The following is a 25,676-nucleotide window of genomic DNA, read 5'->3' on the forward strand; positions in this document are numbered from 1 at the left end:
AGTGGGCGCGGTCCCTCACCGGCGGCCACCAGCGTGGCGGCGTCGGCTCTCGCGTGAAACCGATAGCATGCGGAAGGACTGGTCTTCCTGGTCAGCCCGCAGATTGTGACGTCTCGGGCAGGGACTACACTGACGTCTGGTGTTTTTGGAGGGAAGAGATGCTGCGTTGGGGTTCCGTCGAAGGGTCATCCTTCCCGTTAGGCATGACCTGGATTGCAGAGGAGCAGGCCTATAATTTTGCCTTGTACTCTAAGCATGCGGATCGTGTGGCCTTACTGCTGTATAAGGAAGATGACGTGATCCATCCCGTGTTCACCTACGAGTTTGATTATCTACAACACAAGTCCGGGCGAGTCTGGCACTGCCGCATTCCCAGGCATCTGACGAACGAGGCTCGGTACTATGCCTACAGGATTGATGGACCCGAACCGCACGGGCGATATGAATGGCACCACTTCGATCCCCAGAAAGTCCTCCTTGATCCCTACGCTCGGGCGGTCTTCTTCCCGCCGACCTTCGAGCGGCAGGCGGCCATCGGACCCGGATCCAACGCCGGCAAGGGGCCGCTCGGACTCCTCTCCTCCTGCGAAGATGTATTCGATTGGGGTAACGACAAACGTCCTCGGCACGAGTCGGATGCGATCATCTATGAGTTGCACGTGAAGGCGTTCACCAACCACCCCCATTCCGGGGTGAGGCCGGACGGACGGGGCACCTACGCCGGGCTCATGGAGAAGATCCCATACTTGAAGCAACTGGGGATCACCGTCGTCGAGTTGATGCCGGTCTTTCAATACGACCCCCAGGAAGGAAACGCCTGGGGCTATATGCCGCTGAACTTCTTCGCTCCCCACCACGCCTATGCGGTGAGCAAGACAACCTGTGATCAGCACCATGAGTTCCGCTCCCTGGTGAAGGCGCTGCACGAGGCGGATATCGAAGTGGTGCTCGACGTGGTCTACAACCACACCGTCGAAGGCAACCAGGCCGGCCCGGTCTACAGCTTCAAGGGGATCGACAACAGCACCTACTACTTGATCTCCGACAAGCCGGGGGATCCCTATGCGAATTTTTCCGGGACGGGCAATACCCTCAACTGCGTGAACCGCTACGTGCGCACGATTATCCTGGACAGCATGCGGCACTGGGTCAGAGACATGCATGTCGATGGGTTCCGGTTCGATTTGGCGTCCATCTTTGCCAGGAACGAAGACGGATCGCTGAACTGGGACATTCCTCCGCTGTTCTCCGACATCGCGTCCGACCCCGACCTGGCGGATATCCGCTTAATTGCCGAACCCTGGGATGCGGCGGGGGCCTACCAGTTGGGACGGAGCCTGCCTGCACTGCGATGGGCCCAGTGGAACGGCCGATTCCGTGATGAGGTCCGGCGGTTCGTGAAGGGAGATCCCGGCCTTGTGCCCTCCCTCATGTCCCGCCTGTATGGCAGCGATGATCTGTTCCCGGACGACCTCCTGCATGCCTTTCGCCCATTCCAAAGCCTCAACTACATCACCTCGCACGACGGGTTCACTCTGTACGACCTCGTGGCCTATAACCATAAGCGGAACTGGGTCAACGGCCATCAGAACACCGATGGGCCGGCCGATAATTACAGTTGGAATTGTGGGGTAGAAGGCGATGAGCAGGTTCTGCCGGAGGTCATGAGGCTGCGCAAACAGCAGATCAAGAACTTTTGCTGTCTCCTGTTCCTGTCAAACGGCACCCCCATGTTGCGGGCCGGCGATGAGTTTCTGCAGACCCAGCAAGGCAACAGCAATCCGTACAATCAGGACAACGAGACCACCTGGCTGGATTGGGACCGGTTACAGCAGAACCGAGATATCTTTCGCTTCTTCCAACGCATGATCGCGTTCCGGAAAGCCCATCCTTCGCTCTGCCGCAGCCGCTTCTGGCGTGAGGACATCCGTTGGCATGGGGTCGGACCGGCGGTCGATCTCTCCTACCATTCGCACAGCGTGGCGTTCTGTCTGCGCGGGAGGTCCCAACAGGACGACGATCTCTACGTGATGATCAATGCGTATTGGGAAGCTCTGGCCTTTACAATCCAGGATGGACCAGCCCATCACTGGAGGCGGGTCATCGACACGAGCCTCGACAGCCCGCAAGATTTTTGAGAGCCAGGCACCGACTTGCCGGTGACCGCTCCGCGCTATCTAGTGAACGCGCGGTCTATTGTCATGTTGCTGCGTTCAAAAGAGTAGCCGCAGTCGCCCGGTCGACAGGAAGGGAACAGCAGAAAGAATGACGCACGGCTCTCGGCGGCATGGTCTTCCTGGCTTCTCCGTGGTTTGCGTGGCTCGTCACGCTGGGTCGGATGACAGGGACAACATGCCCGCGACAGACGCACGTGAGCCGCTGCCGTGATCGTGTCGCCCGACATGATTGTGTTGGATGCGGAGGAGATCGTGATGAAGGAGATGCATGAAGTCCGGGAGTGAGCAGGCCCTAGCGCTTTTGCCGACATCCTCGTTGCAGCGGCTGATCGATCTGTTGCAGGCCAGGGGCTATCGCGTCGTCGCTCCGACGGTCCGCGACGGGGCGGTCCTGTGGGACACGATCCGGCAGGCGTCGGATCTGCCGGTCGGCTGGCGCGATGAGCAGGAACCGGGACGCTATCGGCTGGAGAACACCGGCTCACACCAAATATTCGGCGTTGTGCATGGGCCGCAATCGCTCAAGCCTTTGACCTTTGCCCCACGCGAGCCGCTCCTCCAGATCGAACGGACCACGAACGGATTCTCCGCTCGCCCGACGCTTCCTCTGCAAGAGAAGGTTGCCATCATAGGGGCTCGCGCCTGTGACCTTGCCGGGCTGGCCATCCAGGATCAGATTTTTCTGAAAGACGCCTACCGGGATCCCTATTATGACGCGCGCCGTGAGGGCCTGTTTCTGATTGCGGTGAACTGCACCCGCGGGCTGGCCACCTGTTTCTGCGCCTCGATGGACACTGGTCCCCGAGCACGAGCGGGCTTCGACCTGGCGCTGACCGAATTGGATGAGGTGTTTTTGGTGGAGGCAGGCAGTGTGGCGGGCGAGGAGGTGCTGGGTGAGCTGTCGCTCGCGTCGGCTTCGACGATACAAGTTCGTGAGGCCGAACAGCAGATTGGGGCATGCGCCCGCAGCCAGACGCGGCAGTTGGACCGATCGCATCTCCCACAAGTCCTGTATGACGCCCATGAGCATCCCCGCTGGGACGACGTGGCGAGCCGCTGTCTGGCCTGCGGGAATTGCACGATGGTCTGCCCGACCTGCTTCTGTCATACCGTTGAGGAGACGCCCGACCTCACGCACCAACGCGCCGAGCACACCAGATTGTGGGATTCCTGTTTCACGCAGGATCACGGTTATATTCACGGCAAGAACATTCGTCCGACAATCAAGGACCGTTATCGCATGTGGCTCACGCACAAGCTCGCGTCGTGGATCGATCAGTTCGGAACCTCCGGCTGTGTCGGCTGCGGCCGGTGCATCACCTGGTGCCCGGTCGGGATTGACCTGACCGAAGAGCTGCCGGCGTTGCTGGAGCGGTCGACCCATACTAAGGAGAAGCCGAGCCAAGCATGACGCATTCGAAGCAGACCGTCGTTGGAGTGCCGAAGGAAACGTATCCGGGGGAAACGCTGGTGGCGTTGATTCCTTCGCACGTGCCGTTGCTCACCACGATCGGCTTGCATGTGCTGGTTGAATCCGGAGCGGGAGAGGCTGCAGGATTCGAAGATGAGGCGTATCGGATAAAAGGCGCGCGAGTGGCGAGAGATCGCTCTGAGCTGTTCGCCTCGGCAGAGATCTTGCTCCAGGTCAGAACGCTGGGCGCCAATCCCGACATAGGCCGTCACGATCTGTCCCTGTTCCGTCCCGAGCACACGGTCATCGGCTTAGGCGACCCCCTGGTGCAACCTCGGGCTGCCTTGGAGTTGGCGAAGCGGGGCGTAACCGTATTTGCCATGGAGCTGATGCCTCGGCTCGCCCGCGCCCAAAGCATGGATGTGCTCTCCTCGCTCGCCACCATTGTGGGCTACAAGGCCGTGCTGCTGGCGGCGGCCAGCCTGCCGAAGCTGTTTCCGATGCTGACAACCGCGGCGGGAACCATTCCCCCGGCGCGGGTCCTCGTGATCGGCGCCGGCGTGGCGGGGTTGCAGGCGATCGCCACAGCGCGCCGCTTGGGGGCGGCCGTCTCGGCCTACGATGTGCGTCCAGCAGTGAAGGACCAAATTCAGAGTCTGGGGGCGAAGGCCGTCGAGGTGCTGGCCGAGGTTGGCGAGGCCGAGGAGACAGGCGGCTATGCCAAGACCTTGGGTGAGGCCATCTATCGGAGGCAGCGTGAACTGTTGACTCCTATCGTGGCCGCGAGCGATGTCGTCGTGACCACCGCGGCGGTTCCTGGCCAACGAGCGCCGATGCTCATCACGGCCGACATGGTGGCGCGAATGGCGCGGGGCTCGGTCATTGTGGATGTGGCGGCTGACCGCGGCGGCAACTGTGAGCTGACCCGTCCAAATGAAGCGGTGGTGCATCAGGGGGTGACCGTGCTGGGACCGACCAACCTGCCGAGCACGGTGCCGATGCACGCGAGCCAGATGTATGGAAGGAACCTTGCCAATGTCCTTCTCTATCTGTGCAAAGACGGTTTCTTGCGCGTGGATGTGGCGGATGAGATCACGCGCGAGACGCTGGTGACGCGAGGTGGAGCAGTGGTCCATCCGAGGATCGGCGCATTGCTCCCTGCCACACATCATGACGTCGCCGAAGAAGGAAATGCGTGATGGAGACCGCCGTGATCGGGTTGACGATTTTCGTGCTGGCCCTCTTTGCGGGATTCGAAATCATCACGAAAGTGCCGCCTACGCTTCATACGCCGCTCATGTCAGGAGCGAACGCGATTTCGGGGATTACGCTCGTCGGGGCGTTGCTGGCTGCCGGGTCTGAACGAGACCTGCTCATGAGCGCGCTGGGATTTGTCGCCGTGGTGTTTGCCACGATCAATGTGGTGGGCGGGTTTCTCGTGACGCATCGGATGCTGGCGATGTTCAGACCTCGCCCGAAGAGGGTACCATGAACGCCGCATTCATCAATCTCGGCTACCTGGGCGTCTCGGCCCTCTTTGTGGTGGGGCTGAAGGGGCTCGCGCATCCGCGCACGGCGGCCCGCGGGAATGTGCTGGGCTCGCTGGGAATGTTCCTGGCCGTCGTACTAACGCTGCTCGATCGGCGCATTCTGGGCTTCCAGACGATCGTTGTTGCGCTGTTGATTGGATCGGTCATCGGCGCGACGCTGGCGCTGAAGATCCAAATGACCGCCATGCCGCAAATGGTCGCCGTGCTGAACGGGTTGGGCGGCGGCGCGTCTGTCCTTGTGGCCGGAGCCGGGCTGTTGGAGAACCAGGATGCGGCCATCGCGACGCTCAGCCATTTCACCGCGGCCGCAGTCGCCTCCGGTGTGATCGGCGCGGTGACGTTCTGGGGCAGTCTCGTGGCCTTTGCCAAGTTGCAAGCCCTCATCACCGAGAGCGCCGTTCGGTTTCCCGGCCAATACGCGATCAACGCCGGACTGGCCATCGCCGCTGGGGGACTTGGACTCTGGCTGTTGCTGACACCTGAACCTCATGCCGCCTACTGGCTCGTCGTGGCCGTCTCGTCGTTGCTCGGCCTGTTGCTCGTGCTGCCGGTCGGTGGGGCCGACATGCCGGTGATCATCGCCTTGCTCAATTCCTGCTCCGGGCTGGCCGCTGCTGCGACAGGCTTTGTGCTCAACAACAACGTGTTGATTATTGCCGGGTCGCTGGTGGGCGCGTCGGGATTCATTCTCACCCAGATCATGTGTCGGGCGATGAACCGATCGCTTCTGGACGTGATGGTTGGATTCGCTCCGCCTGCGCCGAAGGGCCGGGTGGATGCAGACCTCTACGCGGGTCGAGTGAAGACCGGCTCGCCGGAAGAAGTCGCCTGGCTCTTCGATGCCGCGCGCCGGGTGGTGATCGTGCCTGGTTATGGGATGGCCGTCTCCCAGGCCCAGCATAGCGTGGCGCACCTCGCCGAACTGTTGCGTGGCCGTGGCATCGAGGTCGAATTCGCCATCCATCCGGTGGCCGGACGCATGCCTGGGCATATGAACGTGCTGCTCGCGGAGGCGAATGTCCCCTACGAGTTGCTGAAAGATCTCGACGAAAGCAATCCCACGTTTGAGCAGACGGATGTGGCGCTCGTCATCGGGGCCAACGACGTGGTCAATCCGCTGGCACGAACCGACCCCACGAGCCCCCTCGCGGGCATGCCGATCCTCGATGTGGACAAGGCGCGGACGGTCGTGGTGATCAAGCGCAGCCTGAGTCCGGGTTTTGCGGGCATTCCCAATCCGTTGTTCGCCGCCGACAAGACGATCATGCTGTTCGGCGACGGCCGAGCGATGGTGCAAGCGGTGCTGAAAGTGTTGAGGGAAGGCTGATGAGTTCTGGTCCAGTAAATAGGGAGCCATGATGACGCCATTCTCACAGGCCACCGGGAACCCCGCGGCCAATCCTTATCTGATCCAGGCGGCCACCATTGTGGATAAGATCCGGGAAGCGGAGGGGATCGACACGTATCGATTGCGCTTCGTCGATGAGCAGGTGCGGCGGAGCTTTCGGTTCGCGGCCGGTCAGTTCAATATGGTCTATCTGTTCGGGGTCGGCGAGGTGGCGATCTCGATCGTCTCGGACCCGGATGAACCGCAGTGCCTGGATCATACGATCCGCGTCGTGGGACGAGTGACGAACGCGATGGCGCGATTGCAGCCGGGCGACGAGCTGGGCCTCCGCGGGCCGTTCGGGCAGGGGTGGCCGCTCGACGGCGCGCAGGGCAACGACGTGGTGATCGTGACCGGCGGGCTGGGCTGCGCGCCGGTAGTCGGCGCCATTGAATATATCTTCCGTCGGCGCACCCAGTATGGAAGCGTGAAGATTCTGCATGGGGTCAAGACGCCGCACGACCTGCTCTATCGGGAGCGGTTCGATGCGTGGCGGCGGCATCCTGATACCGAGGTATTGTTGACGAGCGACCAGCCCGACAAGACGTGGCGTTATCATATCGGTGTCGTGACCGAATTGTTCGAACAAGTCCGAGTGGATCCCGCTCGAACGATCGTCTTGATGTGCGGACCGGAGATCATGATGCGCCTAGGCGTGCCGATCTTGATGCAACGCGGGATTCCGGCGACCGCGATCTATGTCTCGCTGGAGCGGCATATGGAATGCGGAATTGGCCTGTGCGGCCATTGTCAGATGGGTCCATACTTTTTGTGCAAGGACGGTCCGGTGATGCGCTACGATCGGGTCGCGCCGTGGTTGGGACGGACTGGTGTGTGAACAGTGATGGGTGACGAGTGATCGGTAGAGAGGAAGCACGGAGTGCCGAGTCCACAACGCATCACCCATCACCGATCACCGATCACCGATCACGAGGATGGGATTACGTCGCTATGAGTGACAAGAACAAAGTCAAACCGCTCGTGACGCCCATGCGGCCCAAGCTCGGCATCTTCAAGTTCGCCTCGTGCGACGGCTGTCAGCTTAGCATCTTGAATTTAGAGGATGATCTGCTCGCGTTAGGGCAGGCCTTGGACATTGCCTACTTTCCCGAAGCCTCCAGCGACATGAGAGAGGGGCCCTACGACATCGCGTTGGTTGAAGGCTCCATCACCACGCCGGAGGATGCGCATCGGATTCTGTCCGTGCGAGAGCAAGCCACGGTGTTGATCACGATCGGCGCCTGCGCCACGGCGGGCGGGATTCAAGCGTTGCGCAACTGGGCGGATGTCGACGCTTTCAAGCGGGCGGTTTATCCCAGCCCGCAGTACATCCAGAGCCTGAGCACCTCGACGGCGATCTCGGAACATGTGCGCGTCGACTTCGAACTGTGGGGCTGCCCCATCGACAAAGCACAATTGCTCCGGGTGCTCACCGATCTATTAGCGGGTGTGCAGCCACGGCTGCCGACACATAGTGTGTGCATTGAATGTAAACGCCGTGAGATCGTCTGCGTCATGGTCGCCAAGGGTATCCCCTGCCTCGGGCCGGTGACTCGAACCGGGTGCGGCGCGATTTGTCCGAGTATGGGCCGAGACTGTTACGGCTGTTTCGGCCCGGCCGAAGGGATGCATGAAGGTCCCGGACTCCCTCCGAATACGGCCTCGCTGGCCAAAGAGTTTCACCAGAGACTCAACCTCATTCCGGTCGAGGTATTGCGCCGGTTCCGCGGCATCAATGGTGCGGTGAAACCGTTCAGGGAGGAAAGCCAGGCGTGGGAACGCAACGAAGCGTGAAGCGTCCGTTGTCGAACCTCATTTGCCATGTGAGTGTGTAGGCATGAGTGAGTCAAAAGAAACCAAAACCAGAACCATCGCGGTCGACTTGATTGCACGCGTCGAAGGCGAAGGCGCGCTCCGTGTCACCGTGAAAGACGGTGTCGTGCAGGATGTCGAGCTGAGGATCTTCGAGCCGCCGCGGTTCTTCGAAGCCTTTTTGGTAGGCCGGCATTACGACGAGGTGCCGGACATCGTGGCGCGGATTTGCGGCATCTGTCCTGTGGCTTACCAGATGAGCGCCGTTCATGCGCTGGAGCAGATCTTCGCGGTGAGCGTGGAGGGGGCGCTACGGGATTTGCGGCGGATGATCTACTGCGGCGAGTGGATCGAGAGCCATACGCTCCATGTCTACATGCTTCACGCGCCGGATTTTCTTGGTTATGCCAGCGCCATCGCGATGGCCAAAGACCATCCGGAGATTGTGACCCGTGGCCTACGGCTCAAGAAAGCCGGCAATGCCCTGATGACCCTGCTGGGTGGGCGCTCCGTGCACCCGGTCTCGGTGAAGGTCGGTGGGTTTTCGCGCGTGCCGCTACGCCGTGAACTGGAGGGTCTGAAAGAAGAACTCTTGTGGGCACGTGACGCGGCGGTGGAGACCGTCCGCTGGGTTGCGGGATTCGACTATCCTGATTTTGCACAGGACTATACCTTTGTCGCGCTTCGTCCTCCCGATGAGTATCCCTTCAACGAGGGACCGATCCTGTCCAGTGGCGGAGTAAAGATTTCCGCAGTGGAGTTCGAGCACCATTTCAGGGAAGAGCAGGCGCCCTATTCTACAGCCCTCCAATGCAGACTCAACGGAGCCAGCTATTTGGTGGGGCCGTTGGCGCGCCTGAACCTCAATCACGACCATCTGTCGCCCCTGGGGAAGCTAGCCTTGGCGGACACGAGACTGTCTCTGCCTCTGTGCAATCCCTTTCACGCGATCGTGGCCCGCTCCGTCGAAATCCTGTATGCGATCGAGGAGACGCTGCGGATCATCGACAGGTACGAGCCGCCACCCAGCCCTTCGGTCCCGGTGACCGTGCGCGCCGGCACCGGCATGGCGTGCACCGAAGCGCCGAGAGGAATCCTCTATCATCGGTATCGGGTGGATGGTGACGGCCTGATCCGCGAAGCCAAGATCGTTCCGCCCACCTCGCAGAACCAGCGCCGGATCGAAGAGGATCTGCGCGCCTATCTGCCGAGTGTGTTGGATCTCTCGAATGAGCAAGCGGCTATGGGATGCGAAAAAGTCATCCGCTGCTATGACCCTTGCATCTCCTGCGCGACGCATTTTTTGAAGTTGGATATACAGCGTGACAGGTGACGCATGACAAGTGTTGGAGCACGACACCCCGTGCGCATCATCGGAGTCGGCAATCTGTTCAGGGGGGATGATGCGGCGGGGCTGCTAGCCGCGCGGCGATTGAAAGCCCTGGTGGGGGACCGCGCCGACGTGATTGAAGCGGAGCTGGCCGGTCTCGATGTGCTGGACTTGATGGCAGAGGCTTCAGCCGTCATCCTGATCGATGCGGCAAGGAGCGGCCAGCCTGCGGGAACGATCCATCGTCTCAATGCGTCCGCCGGGCCGATCTCGGCAGACCTGTTCCCTCATTCGACGCACGTCCTTAATGCGGTGGACGCGATTGAGATAGGCCGTACATTGGGGCTCCTTCCGCCCCGCGTGATCGTCTACGGGGTGGAGGTCGGTGACACTACGGCCGGCAACGATCTGTCTCCGGCGGTTGCTGAAGTATTGGATCAGGTTGTCGAGCGAGTCGTGCATGAGTTGGAGGGGCTCTCGTGCACGAGTGGCAGCTGATGGCCCAAGTAGTCAAGATGGTGGAGGAGGCGCTCCGCCAGGCTCCCTCTGCGAGACCGTCGGTCGTGAGGCTCAAGGTCAGTACGCAGTCTCATTTCTTCGAGCACGATGCGGCGGCGTTGCAGTCGGTCTTTGCTGCGGCCGCAGAGGGGACGATTGCTGAGCGGGCCGTGCTGGAGATTCTGCCGGTTCCCGTCACCGGCCACTGCCGGCTGTGCGGGACTGCCTGCGAGATGAAAGCGCTGCTGCAATGTTGCCCAGGTTGCGGGGCGGCAAACTTGGATGCGGAGCCAGTCCCCGACGTGGTGCTTCACGAGGTGGTGGTGGAGGGTGACGACCCAGGTGTTCAGACTGAAGGCTGAAGTGGTTTGGAATTTCGAACTCCGGCCTTCAGCCTGAACCCCTTCAGCCTACCTACCTGAGTAGTTTACGGTGGAGGAATGAAACAAGACATCATTGTTCGCCTGCGTGTCACCGTGGAGGGAACGGTCCAGGGGGTTGGATTCAGGCCGTTCACTTTCCGTGTCGCGCAACAACTTGGCGTGGCCGGGTGGATCACAAACAGCTCTTGTGGTGCGCTGCTGGAACTGGAGGGGCCGGTTGGTGCCGTGGAGACATTTCTCGTGCGCCTGCAGACGGAAGCGCCAGCGACAGCGAAGGTCGATCGGCTGACCGTAGAGCCGGCGAGCCCGATGGGAGAGACTGTCTTCGGGATTCGAGACAGTGAAGGCGCGGGTGCGCGGCGCCTGGTGGTGCCGCCCGATCTCGCGATCTGTGCCGATTGCCTGCGTGAGCTGAGCGATCCAATGGATCGGCGCTATCGCTATCCTTTTCTCACCTGTACCCAATGTGGCCCACGCGTCAGCCTCATCACGGACATTCCCTATGATCGCGCCAACACCACGATGAGCCGGTTCGAGCTCTGCATGAGCTGTCGAGTCGAGTACGAAGATCCGACGAACCGTCGCTTCCATGCCGAACCGATCGCCTGTCCGGCTTGTGGCCCTCGGTTGGCCTTGTGGGATGTTCAGGGACACGAGGTGGCTCGTGAACAGGAAGCTTTGCAGCAGGCCTGCGAGATCATTCGACAGGGTGGGATTGTTGCGGTCAAAGGAATCGGCGGATTTCAGCTGTGGGTGGATGCCTGCTCGGATACAGCCGTGCAACGGTTGCGCCTCCGCAAGACAAGACCGGACAAACCCTTCGCGGTCTTATTTTCATCTGTTTCCGCGGTACGAGAATCATGCTCTGTTGCTCCGGAAGAAGAAGTCGTGCTGCTCTCTCCGGGAGCGCCGATTGTGCTGCTGCGGCAGCGCAATCATTCTGGGTTGGCCCCATCGGTGTCCTCCAACACCCCCTTCGTCGGTGCCATGGTGCCGTCCAGCCCGCTCCACCATCTGCTGATGACGGAGTGGCAAGGTCCGGCAGTCGCCACCAGCGGCAACCGCTCCGACGAACCCATCGTGATCGATGAACAGGAGGCGCTCGTTCGGCTCGCCGGGATCGCGGATGCGTTCCTGGTTCACGATCGAGCGATCGCGCGGCCGGTTGATGATTCAGTCGTGCGTGTGGTCGAGGGCGAGCAGTTGATCCTCCGGCGAGCGAGGGGCTATGTGCCTCGCTCGATCAGAGTGCAGGCGCCCCTTACGAACGGGAGCGCGATGGTCCCGATTCTCGCGGTCGGGGGCCATCTCAAGAACACGATCGCGTTGGCGTATGGCGATCGGGTCATGCTGAGCCAGCACCTTGGCGATCTGTCTACGCTGGAGGCTTTCGAGGCGTTTCGCCGCGCCGTCGATGATCTGCAACGGCTGCTTGCTGTCCAGCCCCAACTGGTAGCCTGCGATCTTCACCCCGACTATCGATCAACCATCTTCGCGCAGGAATTCGCCGAGCGCCACGCGGTCCCGCTCGTTCGGGTGCAACACCATCACGCCCATGTCGCCGCCTGTATGGCCGAGCACAACTTAGACGGCGAGGTGCTGGGCGTGGCCTGGGACGGGGGGGGCTATGGTTCCGACGGCACGATCTGGGGAGGCGAATTTCTCATCGCGGGGTATCCAGGCTTCAGGCGTCTCGCCCATCTTCGACCGTTTCGCCTGCCGGGCGGAGAGGCGGCTATGCGCAAACCCTGGCGCTGCGCCTTCTCAGTCCTCTGGGAGACCTATGGAGAGAAGGGAGCCGTTGAAGCGTGTGCTGCCCGGCAATCAGTGAAAGGGGAAGGCGACGCTCTTGCGGCCCTGCTGCACAGAGGGATTGCCTCACCCTGGACCACCAGCATGGGACGACTCTTCGATGCGGTGTCGTCGATTGCTGGCTTGTGTGATGAAGCCAGTTTTGAAGGGCAGGCGGCCATGGCTCTGGAGTTCGCGGCGGAACGGTATGAAAAGAATGCTCCCGGAGATGAGACGGGCTCCCTGTTCGCTATCACAAGAGGTGAGGACAACCCGGCCATGTGGGTCGCTGACTGGCGACCGCTGATCGAGTCGCTTATCAAGGAGCGGCGCGAAGGAAGTAGTTCCGAGCGGATCGCGTATCGGTTCCATCTTGCGTTGGCGGATCTGATCGGTCAGATTGCGGAGCACGCTGCGTTGCCGCGTGTGGTGCTGACCGGCGGATGCTTTCAGAATGTCCTGTTGCTTCGGCTCGCGCGTCGCCGATTAGAGCAAGCAGGGTTTACCGTCTACAGCCATCGCCAGGTGCCGCCCAACGATGGGGGGCTCTCGCTGGGCCAGGCGGTCGTGGCGGCACACGGGTCCGGTGAGGAGTGAAGCATGGGGAGTGAGGAGCGGAAAAGCTTCATGGAAAGTTGGCAGATGTGAGGGATAACACATGTACCGTCGTGTGATGGCGTTTGACTTTGACGGGACGCTTGCCGTGGATGGGGTGGTGCCCCGTGACCTCGAATGCGCACTTGAGCGATGCCGTGCTGCAGGCTATGCGCTGTTTCTTGTCACGGGCCGGCGCTTTGAGACCGTCCCACTTGGCCGCCTGGGCGACGTGTTCACCGGTGTGGTGTGGGAGAATGGCGCAGTCTTAGTGCATACCGCCACCGGTGAGGTCTATCTGCCATTCGGGCAGCTCGAGGAACGCCTCGTGAAAGCGCTTGAGGACGCTGAGATTCCCCTCGAACGGGGATTGGCCATTGCGGCGACCTGGGTGCCGCACGACCAAGAAGTGTGGCGCGTGCTCAGCGCCCACGGTGGCGGCGCAGCGGTCGAGTATAACAAAGGGGCGGTGATGGTGCTGCCCTCTGGAGCGGCGAAGGGGACGGGCTTAGAGCGACTCCTCACCATCTGCGGGTTCTCAGCGCACAATTTGGCGGCGTTCGGTGATGCCGAGAACGATGTCTCGATGCTCCGGCTGGCCGAAATCGGGGTAGTCGTGGGGGACGCCGTGCCGGCGGTTCAGGAGATGGCCGATGTCGTCGCGTCTCGTCCGGGGCCGGCAGGCGTGCTGGAAATTCTGGACCGCTACCCCTTGGCCGGTCAATATCTCGACGTGCCCTTGCGCCGGGAGCGGCGCATTGTGATCGGGCGGGATAAGGCGAACATCGAGGTGTCACTGCCGGGGTCTCGTCTCGCTGGGCGAAACCTTGGGGTGTTCGGGGACTCAGGCACAGGCAAGTCCTGGGTGGTTGGCCTCCTGGCCGAAGGGCTGCACCACGAGGAGTATCAGGTCCTGCTGGTGGACCCTGAAGGAGACTTCCGCGGTCTTCGGGCGCTCCCGCGATTTGTGGCTCTAGAGGGAGATCGTGTATCCATGCCGGTCCCGTCGGCCGTGGTGGCCTTGCTGGAAACTGGGAGCGTGTCGGTGGTGTTGGATCTCAGCCGATATCCCGTCACCTTGCGCATTCCGTACGTGGCCGAGTTGGTGCGCGCGCTCCGTCCGTTGCGGGAGCGCAAGTACCGGCCCCATTGGATTGTCTTGGACGAAGCCCAACAGCTGTTCCCGCCGAACGGGGGAGAGGCGGCGGACGCGGTGGCCCCTCTGTTGGAACAAGGTGGATGGGCCGTCGTTTCGTATCGACCTGATCGTCTTGATCCGAGGGTGCTCCGTTCAGTGCACCATTGCCTGGCGACTCGACTGGTTGAGCCTGAAGCGGTCCGGGCGGTGCAAGAGCATTGTGGGGAGTGCGGGCTTGGAGAGGTGAACTTCGCGGAGATTCCTCCCGGCGAGATACTCTTGTGTGACGGCCAAGTGGCCCGCTTGCGACCGGCTCTCCGCCGGGTCCCGCATATCAGGCACTTCTACAAGTATCTCGAGGGGCCGCTGCCTCCTGGCAAGCGCTTCTGGTTTCGGGACGCGCAGGCGGGTGTGGGGCAGGAAGCGGCCAGCCTGTATGAGTTCGTACAGCTCATCCCGACGGTGCCGTGTGCAAGTTTGGAGTATCACGACCGTCGAGAGGATTTCTCACGGTGGGCTGAAGGGGCCCTTGGCGATGCAGATCTTGCCGCACGCCTGCGGAAGCTGGCGCATCGGCAGCTCACAGGGAAGACGCTCCGGGAGGCCCTCCGGCAGACGGTGGCGGTGCGGTACGAGGAGCTGAATGCGCTACGCTAAGTGGTCACGACAAGAAGACCACACGAGTCATGCCTGCTCGCCTCTCCCGAGTTCACGTCGCCAGGTGCCGCCCAATGACGTGGGACTCTCTCTTGGACGGGCGGTCGTGACGGCGGCTCATTTTTCAAACAGAAGGTAATAGGAATGTGCTTAGCGGTTCCGGGGCAAGTCCTCAGTATCGCGGATGACCAACTCCGGACCGCGACGGTATCCTTCGGCGGCACCATGAAAGAGGTCTCGCTTGCGCTCGTGCCAGAAGCGGATGTCGGAGACTATGTGATCGTGCATGTGGGATTTGCCATCAGCAAACTGGATGAGGCGGCGGCGCGACGAACTTTAGAATTGATGGCGCAGCTCGATGGGCGAGAGGCGAGAGGCCATGAAATACGTTGACGAGTACCGAGATCGCACACTTGCGGCGACGTTAGCGGATCGCATCACGCAGATGGTGCGCCGTCCCTGGACGATCATGGAAGTCTGCGGCGGGCAAACCCATGCGATTGTGCGGTTCGGTCTCGATGCCTTGTTGCCGCCGAACCTCACCCTGGTGCATGGGCCGGGCTGTCCCGTCTGTGTTACGCCGATCGGCTTAATCGACCAGGCGCTCCAACTCGCGTCGTTGCCGCGCGTGATCTTCTGCTCTTTCGGGGACATGCTGCGCGTGCCTGGCTCGCAGGGGGATCTGTTCGGCGTCAAGGCGGCGGGGGGAGATGTCCGCATCGTCTATTCGCCGCTGGATGCGTTGGAGCTAGCCCGCGCGAACCCTGATCGCGAGGTCGTGTGTTTTGCGGTGGGTTTCGAGACGACTGCGCCGGCCTATGCGATGGCGGCGATCCAGGCGCGGCGCCTAGGTCTCACCAACTTCAGTCTGCTCGCGGCCCATGTGCTCGTGCCGCCGGCGATGGAAGCCATTCTGTCCGCTCCCGGCTGTCTCGTGCAGGGTTTTCTGGCGGCCGGTCATGTCTGTACGGTCATGGGCTATGAAGAGTACGAAGACCTGGCGCGACGCTATCGCGTGCCCATCGTGGTCACGGGGTTTGAGCCGATCGACATCCTGGAAGGGATTGCGATGCTGGTTCGCCAATTGGAAGAAGGACGGGCAGTCGTCGAGAACCAGTACGCCAGGTCGGTGCGTCGCGAGGGCAACGTGGCGGCGCAAGCGGCCGTGCGAGAAGTCTTCGAACCAACGCTGCGGGCCTGGCGTGGCATCGGCGACATTCCTCAGAGCGGCCTGAGGCTCACGCCGGCCTATGCCGGCTTCGATGCGGCGGTGCGATTTCGTGACGCGCTCGCTCAAGCCGGTTCGGTGGGCGCAGAAGATCCCGACTGTCGGAGCGGTCTGGTGTTGCAAGGCTTGCTCAAGCCGCCGGACTGCCCGGCCTTCGCCACGCGCTGCACGCCGGAGCGGCCATTAGGCGCGCCGATGGTGTCCAGCGAAGGGGCCTGCGCGGCCTATTATCGCTATAGACGGGGTGCGGGGCATGGGGCGAGAGGCGAGAGGCAATCGGCATAGCGAAAGGGAATGGGAGAAAGGATTCCATGGCAGACGATCAAGCGCTGCACCTGCATTGTTCCGTGCCGGTGAGAAGCGCGACCGTGCAGCTGGCTCATGGCGGGGGCGGGCGCCTCATGCAGGAGTTGATTCGGGACGTATTCGTCCGGGCTTTTGACAACCCGATGCTGGCGCAGTTGCATGACGGCGCGGTGTTTCCGGTCGAGCAGGGCGCCCTCGCGTTCACCACGGATTCCTACGTCGTGTCTCCATTGTTCTTCCCAGGCGGGGACATCGGGAGCTTGGCGGTCCATGGCACGATCAACGATCTCGCAATGTGCGGCGCCATGCCGCTGTATCTAAGTGCTGGGTTTATCCTGGAAGAAGGCCTCAGCATGGAAACGCTGCGGAATGTGGTGGACTCCATGGCCAAGGCGGCGAAAGAGGCGGGGGTGCGGGTCGTGACCGGGGATACAAAGGTGGTGGATCGCGGCAAAGGCGACGGGATTTTTATCAACACCGCCGGGGTTGGCGTTATGCCGCCTGGTATTCGCATCGGCCCACAAGAGGTGAAAGCAGGTGATGCGATCTTGCTAAGCGGCGATCTTGGCTCGCACGGCTTGGCCGTGATGAGCGTGCGTGAAGGGTTGCGCTTCACCGGCGAAATCGAAAGCGACTCGGCGCCGTTGCATCGGGTCGTGCGTGATCTGCTGGAATGCGGAGTGCCTGTCCATTGCCTGCGCGATCTGACTCGCGGCGGCCTGGCCAGTGCGCTCAATGAACTCGCGGTCGGAGCGAACGCGGGTATGACCATTGAAGAACCGCTCATTCCTGTGCGCGAGTCCGTGCGCGGCGCGTGCGAACTGCTGGGGCTCGATCCCTTGTATGTCGCGAACGAAGGACGGTTTATTGCCTTCGTCCAGGAATCGCATGAGGATGAGGCGTTGGCCGCCATGCGTCGGCACAAGGTCGCGCACCAGGCGGTTCGGATCGGCACGGTCACGGAGGACTGCCCTTCGATCGTGGTGTTGCGCACGGTGCTGGGCACACACCGCATTCTCGATCTGCTGTCGGGGGAGCAATTGCCTCGCATTTGCTGACAGGCGGCAGACAAGAAAGGCCAATGGCGAGAAAGGGAGTTGTATGGAGGGATTAGGGTTTCTGGGATTGTTAGCGGTCCTTGTGGGGCTGGTGGGGCTCTTTGTCCTCTATAAGGGGCGGCAGAAGCGGCTCTAGCTCTTTCACCGTGGGGGGGGAGAATACGGACGTAGCGAAAGGCAAAGGCCGGGGACATCCGTATACGGCCAGACGATGAGACGAAAGATAGTCACATACAGACGAGAGGAAGGTGGTGCATGATGACACGAACACGTCAGATCTCCAGTGTTTTCAGCCGAGGGCTCGTCGCGCTCGCGTGCCTGGTTGTATTCCAAGCCGGTCCGGTGACGGCCATTGATTCCATCGATGTGGCGCAAGAGCAACAGCTCGAGATCGTCATGCGAGATTCGGCCTTCCTCCTGACCAAACCCGCCCCGATCCGACCTGGATTGCCCACGGTCATCGTCCTCCGCAACGAAGACATTATCCGGCATGGCTTCACGTCGCCCATGCTGATAGGACTTCTGGTGCATGCGGAAGGCGAAGGGATCGCCTCCTATGGCAAGGGCGTCGAGGGCTTCTATGTCGATCCCGGGAAAACCCTGGTGATCCGGTTTACGACCGAACGCCCAGGCAGTCACCCCTTTCGCTGCGATCTCCATCCGCAGATGAAAGGGGAGTTCCTCATGCTGGATGTCCAGGCGGCGTAGCCGCACGAGCAATCGTGACGATGGCTTTTGAAGAGATCTTCTGGGGGTTTCTGATCGCGTTGGGCGCTGGAGCGCTCATCGGTCTGCAACGCCAGCAGTCCAGGGACGAGGAGAAAGGCCCCGGCGTCGGCGGCGTTCGGACCTTTCCGCTCATTGCGTTGGCCGGCGCCCTCTCCGCATTTGTCGCACATACGATGGGGATGTGGCCCATGCTGGGCGCCATGGGGGTGATCGGCGTCTTCCTGGCCATCTCGCAGTATCACGAGTCGAGCCGAAGCGCGGATCCAGGGGTTACCACACAAGTGGCGGCCCTCATCACCTTTCTCCTGGGGGCCCTGGCTCTCGCGCCGGGGATTCCCTTGCCTGTCGGCGACCGCTATATTCTGATTGTCGCCAGTGCCGGTGTGGTGATGGCCTTCTTCTCGCTGTTGTCCTTTTTCCCTGGACCAATCGCCCCCTGTTGGGCGCCGTGCTCCTGACTTTCGCCTTGCAAATGGGCACCATCTATATTCCCGCGCTCAACCCGATCTTCAAGACCGAGCCGCTGGATCCGGATGAGTTGCTGCTTAGTATAGTCCTGTCGTCCGTGGTGTTCATCGGCGTCGAACTCCAGAATTGGATAACCCAGCGAGGGTGGCTGACGTGGGCATGAAGCAGGGGACGATGCCGGATGCCGCAGCGCTGACCTGCCTCGGCGTGCTATGGGATGGGAGCCTGGCCGGTGCAACTTCGGATGAGTCTTCGGTGCAAGCCGCGCTCGCCGCCCATGTGCGCACTCCGCCGGCGATCTCGGCCCACGGAGCTAAAGGATTCGGCCGGCCTGAACGCCGCCGCCGAGTTCCTCTCCCAACACCTCGCCTCGTTTGGCTATGAGGTGACGGCGCAGACCTATCCGGTGGGGCAATTGGCGGTCCGCAACATCGTCGCCGAGCGGCGGGGGGCGGAACAGCCCGATCGCGTGATCGGAGCCCGTTATGATTCGGTCGCGGACTCGCCAGGTACGGACGACAATGCGAGCGGGGTAGCGGTGTTGTTGGAGCTCGCGCGCCTTCATGCGCAGACACGCTTCCGGAAGACCGTGCGGTTCGTGGCCTTTACATTAGAGGAGCCGCCGTTTTTCCGCAGCCGGCACATGGGCAGCCGCATCTACGCGCGCTTCCCCAAGGAGTGAGGAGAATAGGTCGAAGCCATGCTCTGCCTCGAATCAGTCGGGTACTATGCAGAAGAGCCGGGAAGGCAGTCGTTTCCCTGTCTTGTGTTTTGGCTGCGCTGGCGCTATCCGACGACCGGCAACTTCGTCACGATCGTCAACAATACCGACTCGCAACCATTGCAGATACAGGTCCGGGATGGGCTCACAGCTCATATAGACTTACTGGTTGAGACCTACACCGGGCCCTGGTGGGTGCCGGGTCTAGACTGGTCCGATCATGGAGCGTTCTGGAGTGAGGGCTACCCGGCCGTAATTGGTGACGGACACGGCTCTGTTCCGCAATCCCCACTACTATCGCCCCACCGATCTACCTGATACGCTGGATTACTGGGCCATGGCCCAGTTGATACTTGGTACGCGGCCTCGCCGGCACCCTCCCGGGGCTGGATGAGCGCCGGTGATCGGATGAACGCGATCATCGTCCTGTGGATCGCCGGAGCCATCGCGCTGCTGCCCGTACTCAATCTCGGGCTCATCAATCCAGCAGGTGGCGGATTGAGCTGGGAACAACCCTGTCGAGACCACGGAGGGAACAGTCGATGCAGAGCAGAGGTTCTCGATCCGTGCTTGCCCCCCTGCTGATTGCGCAGTTCTTGGGGGCGTTCATCGATAATGCCTGGAAATTGATCGTGGCGTTCTTGGGAATCAGGAGCGTGGCAGAGAAGTTTGGAAGTGCTGGGCCTGAGTTCGAAGCCGCGGCGCAGACGCAGGTGACCGTGGCTTTTCTGGTCTTAGCGTTGCCGCTGATGCTGGTGTCGCTTCCGGCCGGGATTCTCTCCGATCGAATGAGTAAACGCACGCTAATCATTGTTTTGAAGGGGGTCGAGGTGGCGCTCATGGCAGGCGGGACGCTTGCCCTGCTGGCCGATCCGGCCGGCGGCCTGGTATTCCTCTTCATTGTGCTCGGTCTCACAGGGGCGCAAAGCGCGCTCTTAAGTCCCGCTAAATATGGAATTCTTCCTGAACTGCTTCCGCAGGAGCAACTCCCTGAAGGAAACGGTCTCCTGGAAATGTGGACTTTCTTTGCCATCATCTTGGGGACCTACTCGGGAGGCCTGTTGCTCGGGCTCGCAGGCAACGCGCCTTGGCTGGCGGGATTGGCGTTAACCGTGCTGGCACTGGCGGGGTTTCTGGTCTCCTGGGCGATCCCGATCGTGCCGCCCGCCAGATCGGAGGGTGGCGTGAGCGCCGCGGTGCGGGGCGCCTGGGCCGCGATACGCGCCGACCGGGTTCTTCGGGGCGCGGTCGCCGGGACGATCTTCTTCTGGGCGTTGGCGAGCCTGGTCAGTCAGGATATCCTGGTCTACGCCAAGGCGGTCTTGGGCCTCTCCGAAGCCATGGTCGGCCTGCCGCTCACCGTGCTCGCGTTCGGGATCGGAGTGGGAAGTTTGCTGGCAGGCAGGCTGTCGCGGGGCACTGTCGAGTACGGCTTGATCCCTTCTGGCGCCTTGGGCATCGCGTTGGTAACCTTGCTGATCGGTTTGCATGCGCCGGGTGTGGGGGGTACCTTTCTGTTGATGGCCTTGCTCGGTCTCGCCAGTGGATTGGTGGTCGTTCCGCTGAACGTGCTGATTCAATGGAAGTCGCCGGGTGATCGGCGCGGGGCCGTGATCGCCTTTTCCAATGTTTTCGTATTTGGCGGTGTCATAATCGGGTCTTTGAGCGTCGAGATGCTTTCCCGTCTCGGTCTTTCGCCGAGGGAAATCTTCCTGGCCGCATCGGGCATCGCGGGAGCTGGTGCGCTCTGGGCGCTGTGGCTGCTTGGCCGGGCGTTCCTATCATTCGTGGCTGGAGTCGTTTTCCGGGTGGGTGGCGGTCTTTCGGATTCTCCGCAGGACCGCGAGTGAGACTGTGCGGTGTCCTGAACGCGTTCTTCCGGTCTTTGACGGCGTCCCGTAGGCCATGATGCATGGAAAGGCGTCACAACATGCAACGGTCGCGTGATTCGATCGCAGCGGTACTCTGCTTCTCGGTCAGCCTTCTGCTCTCGGCCTGTGCCTCGCCGGTCGAGGGCTGGTGGCCGCCGTCTCCGGACTCCGCCGCGCAAACCATCTACGTGTCGCTCGATACGTGGCATGCCGTCATCGCCTTACCGGTTCAACCAGCAGGCTACGATCAGCCGTCGCCATTCAGTTTCGAGAAAGGAACTTCGCCACAGCACTCATCGCGCAGCACGCAGCACTTCTATGAAGAATGGGGCTATGCCGAGCGCGCCTGGTATCTGGAGGACCGGCGAGGCCTAACCGGGATGTTGCGGGCGCTCTTCTGGCCGACCGAGGGGGTTGTCGAAGTCGGGCAGTATGAGCAGGTGTGGGCGGATCGCACGCCGCAGCCGCCTTCCGATCTCTTCGTCTTTCGGGTGAGCGACGAGGGGTTTCGGCGATTGCGCCGTCATCTGCGTGCGACCGTTTCCGGTGATGAACCCATCGCCTCGCTGAGTCGATCTACCTTCTATCCCGCTGTCCGTTCCTACCATGTGTTGCATACCTGTCACCAGTATGCGGCGTCTGCGCTGCGCGAAGCCGGCTTGCCGATCTCAGCACTCTGGGCCTTCAACCGGACCAGTCTCGCCTGGCAACTGCGGCGGACGGCCCGCGTGGATTCTGGATATGCGGTAGAGGCCTCACCGGATGAGCCGATGAAGTGAGTTTCACGAAGACCGCATTGTCGTCATCGGTTCGTTGATGCGTCTCCCAAGAGTGACCAGAGCAACCAATGTCCCCTGACAGTGACGACACTGGCAGGTCGGGAGGGCGATCTCGCGTGAGGCGTTCGGCGACAGACTCGTTGCCGGCGTTGTCCCGTTACTCCCCAGGCAACTCCATCAGCGCCTCTTCACGCCGGTCGCGCTCTTGTGCGAGTGGTTGCGTCGTCCCCTATATGGTGAGGGGCCGCCTCTCTCTCTACAATCATCTCGCAGTGGCATCCAATTTGCTCAGTTCCTCTGAGACCAGAGGTCCTTGGAGGCATTGCAGGGAGGAGGTGTCATGGCACGCAAAGCGACAGCAGAAGAGTTGATCATGGAAGCGTTGGCGGTTGCGCAAGGCACAGGCTGCTCCTTCGAGCAGCTCATCACTGTGTGCCAGGGGCTTTCTTGGAATCAGATCTTTTCCGAGGTGGACCGGTTGAGCCGGGAGAGACGGGTTCAGCTCAGCCAAGAAAAACCGGGTGTCTACCATATCAGATTGGAGAAGCTAACGAGTTCCACACCGGTCGGCTCAGGTGGCCGCGCAGGCATAGGGCCTGAGTTCGCCGAAGAGAAGCGGAAGGATCACGGTGGGTGCCGCCGCTGCGGAGGGTTGCTCGTCCCGGAACAATTGCCTGAAGTCTTGCTCGACAGTGGTCCGGTCGAGGTCTGGGGCTGGCGTTGCGTGCAGTGCGGGCATGTTGTGGACCCCGTGGCTCAGGGCCGGTATGCGGAACAGGGGCGCGTGGCTCGCCGACCCACGTCACCGCGGTTGCCGCAATAGGGCTATGCCGGTCAGCTTCGCTCCCTCAATCTCATGGAAGACCGAACAGGGGAACTAGGGCGTGACCGACGATACGCTGGCTGTGGGTAGGATCGGCAGGGTAACGGCTCGCCGCATGAAGACGGTGAGCCGCATGAACGTGTGCGTCTGGTCTTGTGCGATTCTGATCGGAGTGATGCTGGGATAAGGGCAGGCAAGGGGGGAAAGCCCTTCTGCCTTGCCGCGGGTCTTTGAGCAGGCCCGACTCGGTATGGAGTTGGGCGAAATCTTGCGACTCAAGCCAGGTCTGGAGAAGACCAGACGGCGAGAAGCGGGGACGATCCTCCTGACAGGCAGTCCTGCCGACCGCCATCTCAAGCGGGTGGAGCACCGGTTCTTTTCTGCCCGACTGTATGAAATCCGAATCTCCTACCGGATAGATCGGCTCCCGCAGGGAGCCGTTGGATTGCTGGCACAGCTAAAAGACGCCTATGGCCCACCGAGGTTGGATCGCGAAGAGGATTTCGACCGGGAGCATGGAGACCTCAGCCGCTGGGGAACGGTCTGGGAAGACGCGCAGACCCGTCTCGTCCTCTTGGAGCGGCACTATGTCCACGACGCGCATGTGCTGATCGCGCTTACGTTGACGATGACCGATCAGGAACTTGCGCGCCGGTATGACGCCGCTCAAGAGGAGCAGGCACGCCGGAAATGGTGCAAGGTTCCGATCCCAACGCCGGAGCGCAGGCCCGTCGCGAAGACGGAAGCTCCTTCGGACGCAAGCAGGTAAGAGCGAGGAAACAGAATGGGGAGGTCCAGATATGAAGGGCTCATCGAGAGGATGGAGAAAGGCGGCGCCGTCGCGAAGGGGAGGCGTTGCGCTGGGTGTGATCGCACTCTTGTTGTTCGGGTTCGTGAATTGTTCCCAGGGAGAGAGCTCCGGCGTGTCGTCCCCTCCGCCGGTGATCTCTGCGGCTCCTACCAAGACGGTTGGGATCGCGCTGGCGAACGAAACCTTTATTGCCGTGGCGAAACAGGCGAACGCATCGGTCGTCACCATCGCTTCGACACGCAAGCGTGCCGCCCGCCAGCAGCCATTTCCCGGACCCTCCCCCTTCTTCGACGATCCGTTCTTCCGGCGATTTTTCGGTGAGCCGTTCGAGCGACGGTTTCCGGCTCCTCAAGAACGGCAGGAGCAAGGGCTCGGATCCGGCGTCATCGTGAACGCGGACGGCTATATCGTGACCAACCATCACGTGATCGAACAGGCCGAGGAGATCATCGTCCTGCTGCCGGACAAACGCCGCCTGAAAGCGACACTCATCGGCGCCGACCCGAAGACCGACCTTGCCGTGGTCAAGATCGAGGCGGCCAATCTCCCGACGCTCCCCTGGGGCGATTCGAGCCGGCTGCAAGTGGGTGAGGTCGCCCTGGCGGTCGGGAATCCGTTCGGGCTCAATCAGACCGTCACGATGGGCATCATCAGCGCGGTGGGCCGGGCCAACATGGGCATTGTGGACTATGAAGATTTCATCCAGACCGACGCAGCCATCAATCCCGGCAATTCCGGCGGCGCGCTCGTCAATTTGAACGGGGAACTCATCGGCATCAGTACGGCGATCTTTACGAGGACGGGCGGCTACATGGGGATCGGCTTCGCCATTCCGAGCAACATGGTCCGCAGCGTGATGACCAGCCTGATCAAGCACGGGAAGGTCGTCCGCGGGTGGCTGGGAGTCTCCATCCAGGAGCTCACAGATGAGCTGGCCAAACAATTCGACGTGGTAGAAGCGAAGGGTGCGCTGGTCTCCGATGTGATGGAGGACAGCCCGGCCGCGAAAGCGAAACTGGAGCGCGGCGACATCATCACGGCGTACAACAATGTGGCTGTGAAGGACCCGGTGCAGTTGCGCTCCTTGGTCGCAGACACGGAACCAGGCACGACGGTCACCGTGACTATTTTCAGAGACAAGAAGATGAGGGACGTCAAGGTTGCCATCGGTGAACTGCCAAAGACCGTCTCCAAGGCGCGCGGTCCAGGCGAGAGGGGACGGGGCGAGCATGCGCTGGCCGGCGTGGGAGTCGAACCTCTCGCGCCGGAAGATCTGAAACGTCTCAAAATCGACGGGGGCGTGGCCGTGACCGAAGTCGAACGTGGCAGTCCGGCGGATCGGGCCGGGCTTAGGCAAGGCGACATCATCCGAGAAATCAACCGGAAGAGAGTGCGCACAGTCGAGGACTTCGAGCGCCTCGTGGACAAGCTGGAGCCGGAAGCTTCGGCCCTGCTGCTCGTGCATCGCGGCACGGCGTCGATCTTTCTGTCGATCAAACCGGAATGAAATGCCCGAGGCGGCGTTCTTGTGGCGGGCCTTCCAATCGGGAGACACGGATTGCCGCTCCGGCAAGCTCGATCCCATCCATGATCTGAATGAGCCGATGCGCATCGTTCGGATTCGAGACTTCGATGACGGCAGATCCGACCGACCGGCCCTGGGCGTTGACGACCAGCGCACTGCGGAGAAAGCCGGGACACCATGCGAAGAGGGTGGCCACTTCGTGATGGGTCAGACGTGAGGGGAGAAGATCGACTGCCAAGAGGGTAGACATCGGACGCCTCCTTTGGTGGGTCATACGTGCTGGCGAGGGCTACGCGTCATAATGCAATGTCGATACCGATCACGGCTAGCACCGCGGAGGTCACGTCTCGCTGAGTGAATAGATCTGCGACGGGAACCGGCTGGGGAGCCCGGAACCCGCAGCCGGTCATGTTCTAGCCCGGCGAGTGCGATCAAGATCTCGTGCGTGTCGTGATCCGGAGCAGTATGAAATGCCGTCCCTCCTGTTATGGGGTTTACGGGGCAGTCTGCGCCAGCAAGAAGTTTGTGTGGATGGGCGACTAGTCCGCAAGGCAAGAGAAGAGATCCTCCCTCACGTCTAATTTCCTGGACAGGGAAGCCGCAGGAAGGAACAACAGGAGAACGCAGTG

27 protein-coding genes are annotated in these 25,676 nt (G+C 61.6%); 26 read left to right on the forward strand and 1 reads right to left on the reverse strand.

From position 1 onward, the window contains the following. Window positions 1-158 precede the first annotated feature (158 nt). From Q7U39_00745 to Q7U39_00870, 26 genes are all read left to right on the forward strand, one after another. Complete coding sequence (locus Q7U39_00745) at window positions 159-2,138, forward strand: isoamylase (GenBank protein MDO9116457.1); 1,980 nt, start codon at window positions 159-161, stop codon at window positions 2,136-2,138. Window positions 2,139-2,445: 307 nt separating this feature from the next. After that, on the forward strand, window positions 2,446-3,588 hold the full coding sequence (locus Q7U39_00750; GenBank protein ID MDO9116458.1) for a 4Fe-4S dicluster domain-containing protein: 1,143 nt from the start codon (window positions 2,446-2,448) through the stop codon (window positions 3,586-3,588). Then, window positions 3,585-4,787, forward strand: coding sequence for a Re/Si-specific NAD(P)(+) transhydrogenase subunit alpha (locus tag Q7U39_00755; GenBank protein MDO9116459.1), 1,203 nt, complete (start codon window positions 3,585-3,587; stop codon window positions 4,785-4,787). The genes Q7U39_00750 and Q7U39_00755 overlap by 4 nt, the downstream gene beginning before the upstream one ends. Beyond that, entirely contained in the window at window positions 4,787-5,080 is a 294-nt protein-coding gene (locus Q7U39_00760) for an NAD(P) transhydrogenase subunit alpha (GenBank protein MDO9116460.1), read from the forward strand. Before Q7U39_00755 ends, Q7U39_00760 begins: the two co-directional genes overlap by 1 nt. Continuing rightward, a complete protein-coding gene (locus Q7U39_00765) occupies window positions 5,077-6,465 on the forward strand; it encodes an NAD(P)(+) transhydrogenase (Re/Si-specific) subunit beta (GenBank protein ID MDO9116461.1) in 1,389 nt (462 codons plus the stop codon). The genes Q7U39_00760 and Q7U39_00765 overlap by 4 nt, the downstream gene beginning before the upstream one ends. A 28-nt stretch (window positions 6,466-6,493) precedes the next feature. After that, window positions 6,494-7,363, forward strand: a complete 870-nt coding sequence (locus Q7U39_00770; protein MDO9116462.1) for an FAD/NAD(P)-binding protein — start codon at window positions 6,494-6,496, stop codon at window positions 7,361-7,363. A gap of 113 nt (window positions 7,364-7,476) precedes the next feature. Further along, complete coding sequence (locus tag Q7U39_00775) at window positions 7,477-8,319, forward strand: hypothetical protein (protein MDO9116463.1); 843 nt, start codon at window positions 7,477-7,479, stop codon at window positions 8,317-8,319. A gap of 43 nt (window positions 8,320-8,362) precedes the next feature. Next, on the forward strand, window positions 8,363-9,670 hold the full coding sequence (locus Q7U39_00780) for a Ni/Fe hydrogenase subunit alpha (protein MDO9116464.1): 1,308 nt from the start codon (window positions 8,363-8,365) through the stop codon (window positions 9,668-9,670). 3 nt (window positions 9,671-9,673) lie between these two features. After that, the gene (locus tag Q7U39_00785) at window positions 9,674-10,165 is read left to right on the forward strand and encodes a hydrogenase maturation protease (GenBank protein ID MDO9116465.1); all 492 of its coding nucleotides are present in this window, start codon (window positions 9,674-9,676) and stop codon (window positions 10,163-10,165) included. Continuing rightward, a complete protein-coding gene (locus Q7U39_00790) occupies window positions 10,165-10,527 on the forward strand; it encodes a hydrogenase maturation nickel metallochaperone HypA (GenBank protein MDO9116466.1) in 363 nt (120 codons plus the stop codon). The genes Q7U39_00785 and Q7U39_00790 overlap by 1 nt, the downstream gene beginning before the upstream one ends. A gap of 78 nt (window positions 10,528-10,605) precedes the next feature. After that, a complete protein-coding gene (gene hypF, locus Q7U39_00795; protein ID MDO9116467.1) occupies window positions 10,606-12,936 on the forward strand; it encodes a carbamoyltransferase HypF in 2,331 nt (776 codons plus the stop codon). A 61-nt stretch (window positions 12,937-12,997) separates the two neighbouring features. Beyond that, complete coding sequence (locus Q7U39_00800; GenBank protein MDO9116468.1) at window positions 12,998-14,728, forward strand: HAD-IIB family hydrolase; 1,731 nt, start codon at window positions 12,998-13,000, stop codon at window positions 14,726-14,728. A 144-nt stretch (window positions 14,729-14,872) separates the two neighbouring features. Beyond that, window positions 14,873-15,121 carry a HypC/HybG/HupF family hydrogenase formation chaperone gene (locus tag Q7U39_00805; protein MDO9116469.1) on the forward strand — a complete coding sequence of 83 codons (249 nt, stop codon included), beginning with the start codon at window positions 14,873-14,875 and terminating at the stop codon, window positions 15,119-15,121. Beyond that, window positions 15,108-16,241: a hydrogenase formation protein HypD gene (gene hypD / locus Q7U39_00810; GenBank protein MDO9116470.1), complete on the forward strand. Its 1,134-nt coding sequence runs from the start codon at window positions 15,108-15,110 to the stop codon at window positions 16,239-16,241. The genes Q7U39_00805 and hypD overlap by 14 nt, the downstream gene beginning before the upstream one ends. Window positions 16,242-16,267: 26 nt before the next feature. Further along, on the forward strand, window positions 16,268-17,320 hold the full coding sequence (gene hypE, locus Q7U39_00815; GenBank protein MDO9116471.1) for a hydrogenase expression/formation protein HypE: 1,053 nt from the start codon (window positions 16,268-16,270) through the stop codon (window positions 17,318-17,320). A 255-nt stretch (window positions 17,321-17,575) separates the two neighbouring features. After that, entirely contained in the window at window positions 17,576-18,028 is a 453-nt protein-coding gene (locus Q7U39_00820; protein ID MDO9116472.1) for a hypothetical protein, read from the forward strand. 20 nt (window positions 18,029-18,048) lie between these two features. Further along, window positions 18,049-18,507, forward strand: a complete 459-nt coding sequence (locus Q7U39_00825) for an MgtC/SapB family protein (GenBank protein ID MDO9116473.1) — start codon at window positions 18,049-18,051, stop codon at window positions 18,505-18,507. Next, window positions 18,498-18,680, forward strand: coding sequence for a cation transporting ATPase C-terminal domain-containing protein (locus tag Q7U39_00830; GenBank protein MDO9116474.1), 183 nt, complete (start codon window positions 18,498-18,500; stop codon window positions 18,678-18,680). The genes Q7U39_00825 and Q7U39_00830 overlap by 10 nt, the downstream gene beginning before the upstream one ends. Before the next feature lie 81 nt (window positions 18,681-18,761). Further along, on the forward strand, window positions 18,762-19,199 hold the full coding sequence (locus tag Q7U39_00835) for a M28 family peptidase (GenBank protein MDO9116475.1): 438 nt from the start codon (window positions 18,762-18,764) through the stop codon (window positions 19,197-19,199). Window positions 19,200-19,217: 18 nt separating this feature from the next. Beyond that, window positions 19,218-19,556 carry a hypothetical protein gene (locus Q7U39_00840; protein ID MDO9116476.1) on the forward strand — a complete coding sequence of 113 codons (339 nt, stop codon included), beginning with the start codon at window positions 19,218-19,220 and terminating at the stop codon, window positions 19,554-19,556. 224 nt (window positions 19,557-19,780) lie between these two features. Beyond that, window positions 19,781-21,088, forward strand: coding sequence for an MFS transporter (locus Q7U39_00845; protein MDO9116477.1), 1,308 nt, complete (start codon window positions 19,781-19,783; stop codon window positions 21,086-21,088). Between the two features lie 80 nt (window positions 21,089-21,168). After that, window positions 21,169-21,888 carry a DUF2459 domain-containing protein gene (locus tag Q7U39_00850; protein MDO9116478.1) on the forward strand — a complete coding sequence of 240 codons (720 nt, stop codon included), beginning with the start codon at window positions 21,169-21,171 and terminating at the stop codon, window positions 21,886-21,888. A 340-nt stretch (window positions 21,889-22,228) separates the two neighbouring features. Then, entirely contained in the window at window positions 22,229-22,711 is a 483-nt protein-coding gene (locus tag Q7U39_00855; GenBank protein MDO9116479.1) for a hypothetical protein, read from the forward strand. Window positions 22,712-22,772: 61 nt separating this feature from the next. Then, on the forward strand, window positions 22,773-22,898 hold the full coding sequence (locus Q7U39_00860) for a hypothetical protein (protein ID MDO9116480.1): 126 nt from the start codon (window positions 22,773-22,775) through the stop codon (window positions 22,896-22,898). A 30-nt stretch (window positions 22,899-22,928) separates the two neighbouring features. Next, complete coding sequence (locus tag Q7U39_00865; protein ID MDO9116481.1) at window positions 22,929-23,480, forward strand: hypothetical protein; 552 nt, start codon at window positions 22,929-22,931, stop codon at window positions 23,478-23,480. A 31-nt stretch (window positions 23,481-23,511) separates the two neighbouring features. Continuing rightward, window positions 23,512-25,029 (forward strand): DegQ family serine endoprotease, encoded by a 1,518-nt coding sequence (locus Q7U39_00870; GenBank protein MDO9116482.1) that lies wholly within the window; start codon window positions 23,512-23,514, stop codon window positions 25,027-25,029. Here Q7U39_00870 and Q7U39_00875 read toward each other — a convergent pair. Continuing rightward, the gene (locus Q7U39_00875; protein ID MDO9116483.1) at window positions 25,016-25,297 is read right to left on the reverse strand and encodes a hypothetical protein; all 282 of its coding nucleotides are present in this window, start codon (window positions 25,295-25,297) and stop codon (window positions 25,016-25,018) included. The two genes, Q7U39_00870 and Q7U39_00875, sit on opposite strands and share 14 nt — an antisense overlap. Window positions 25,298-25,676: the final 379 nt, after the last annotated feature.

The sequence above is a fragment of the Nitrospira sp. genome, from assembly GCA_030653545.1.
GTDB lineage: Bacteria > Nitrospirota > Nitrospiria > Nitrospirales > Nitrospiraceae > Nitrospira_D.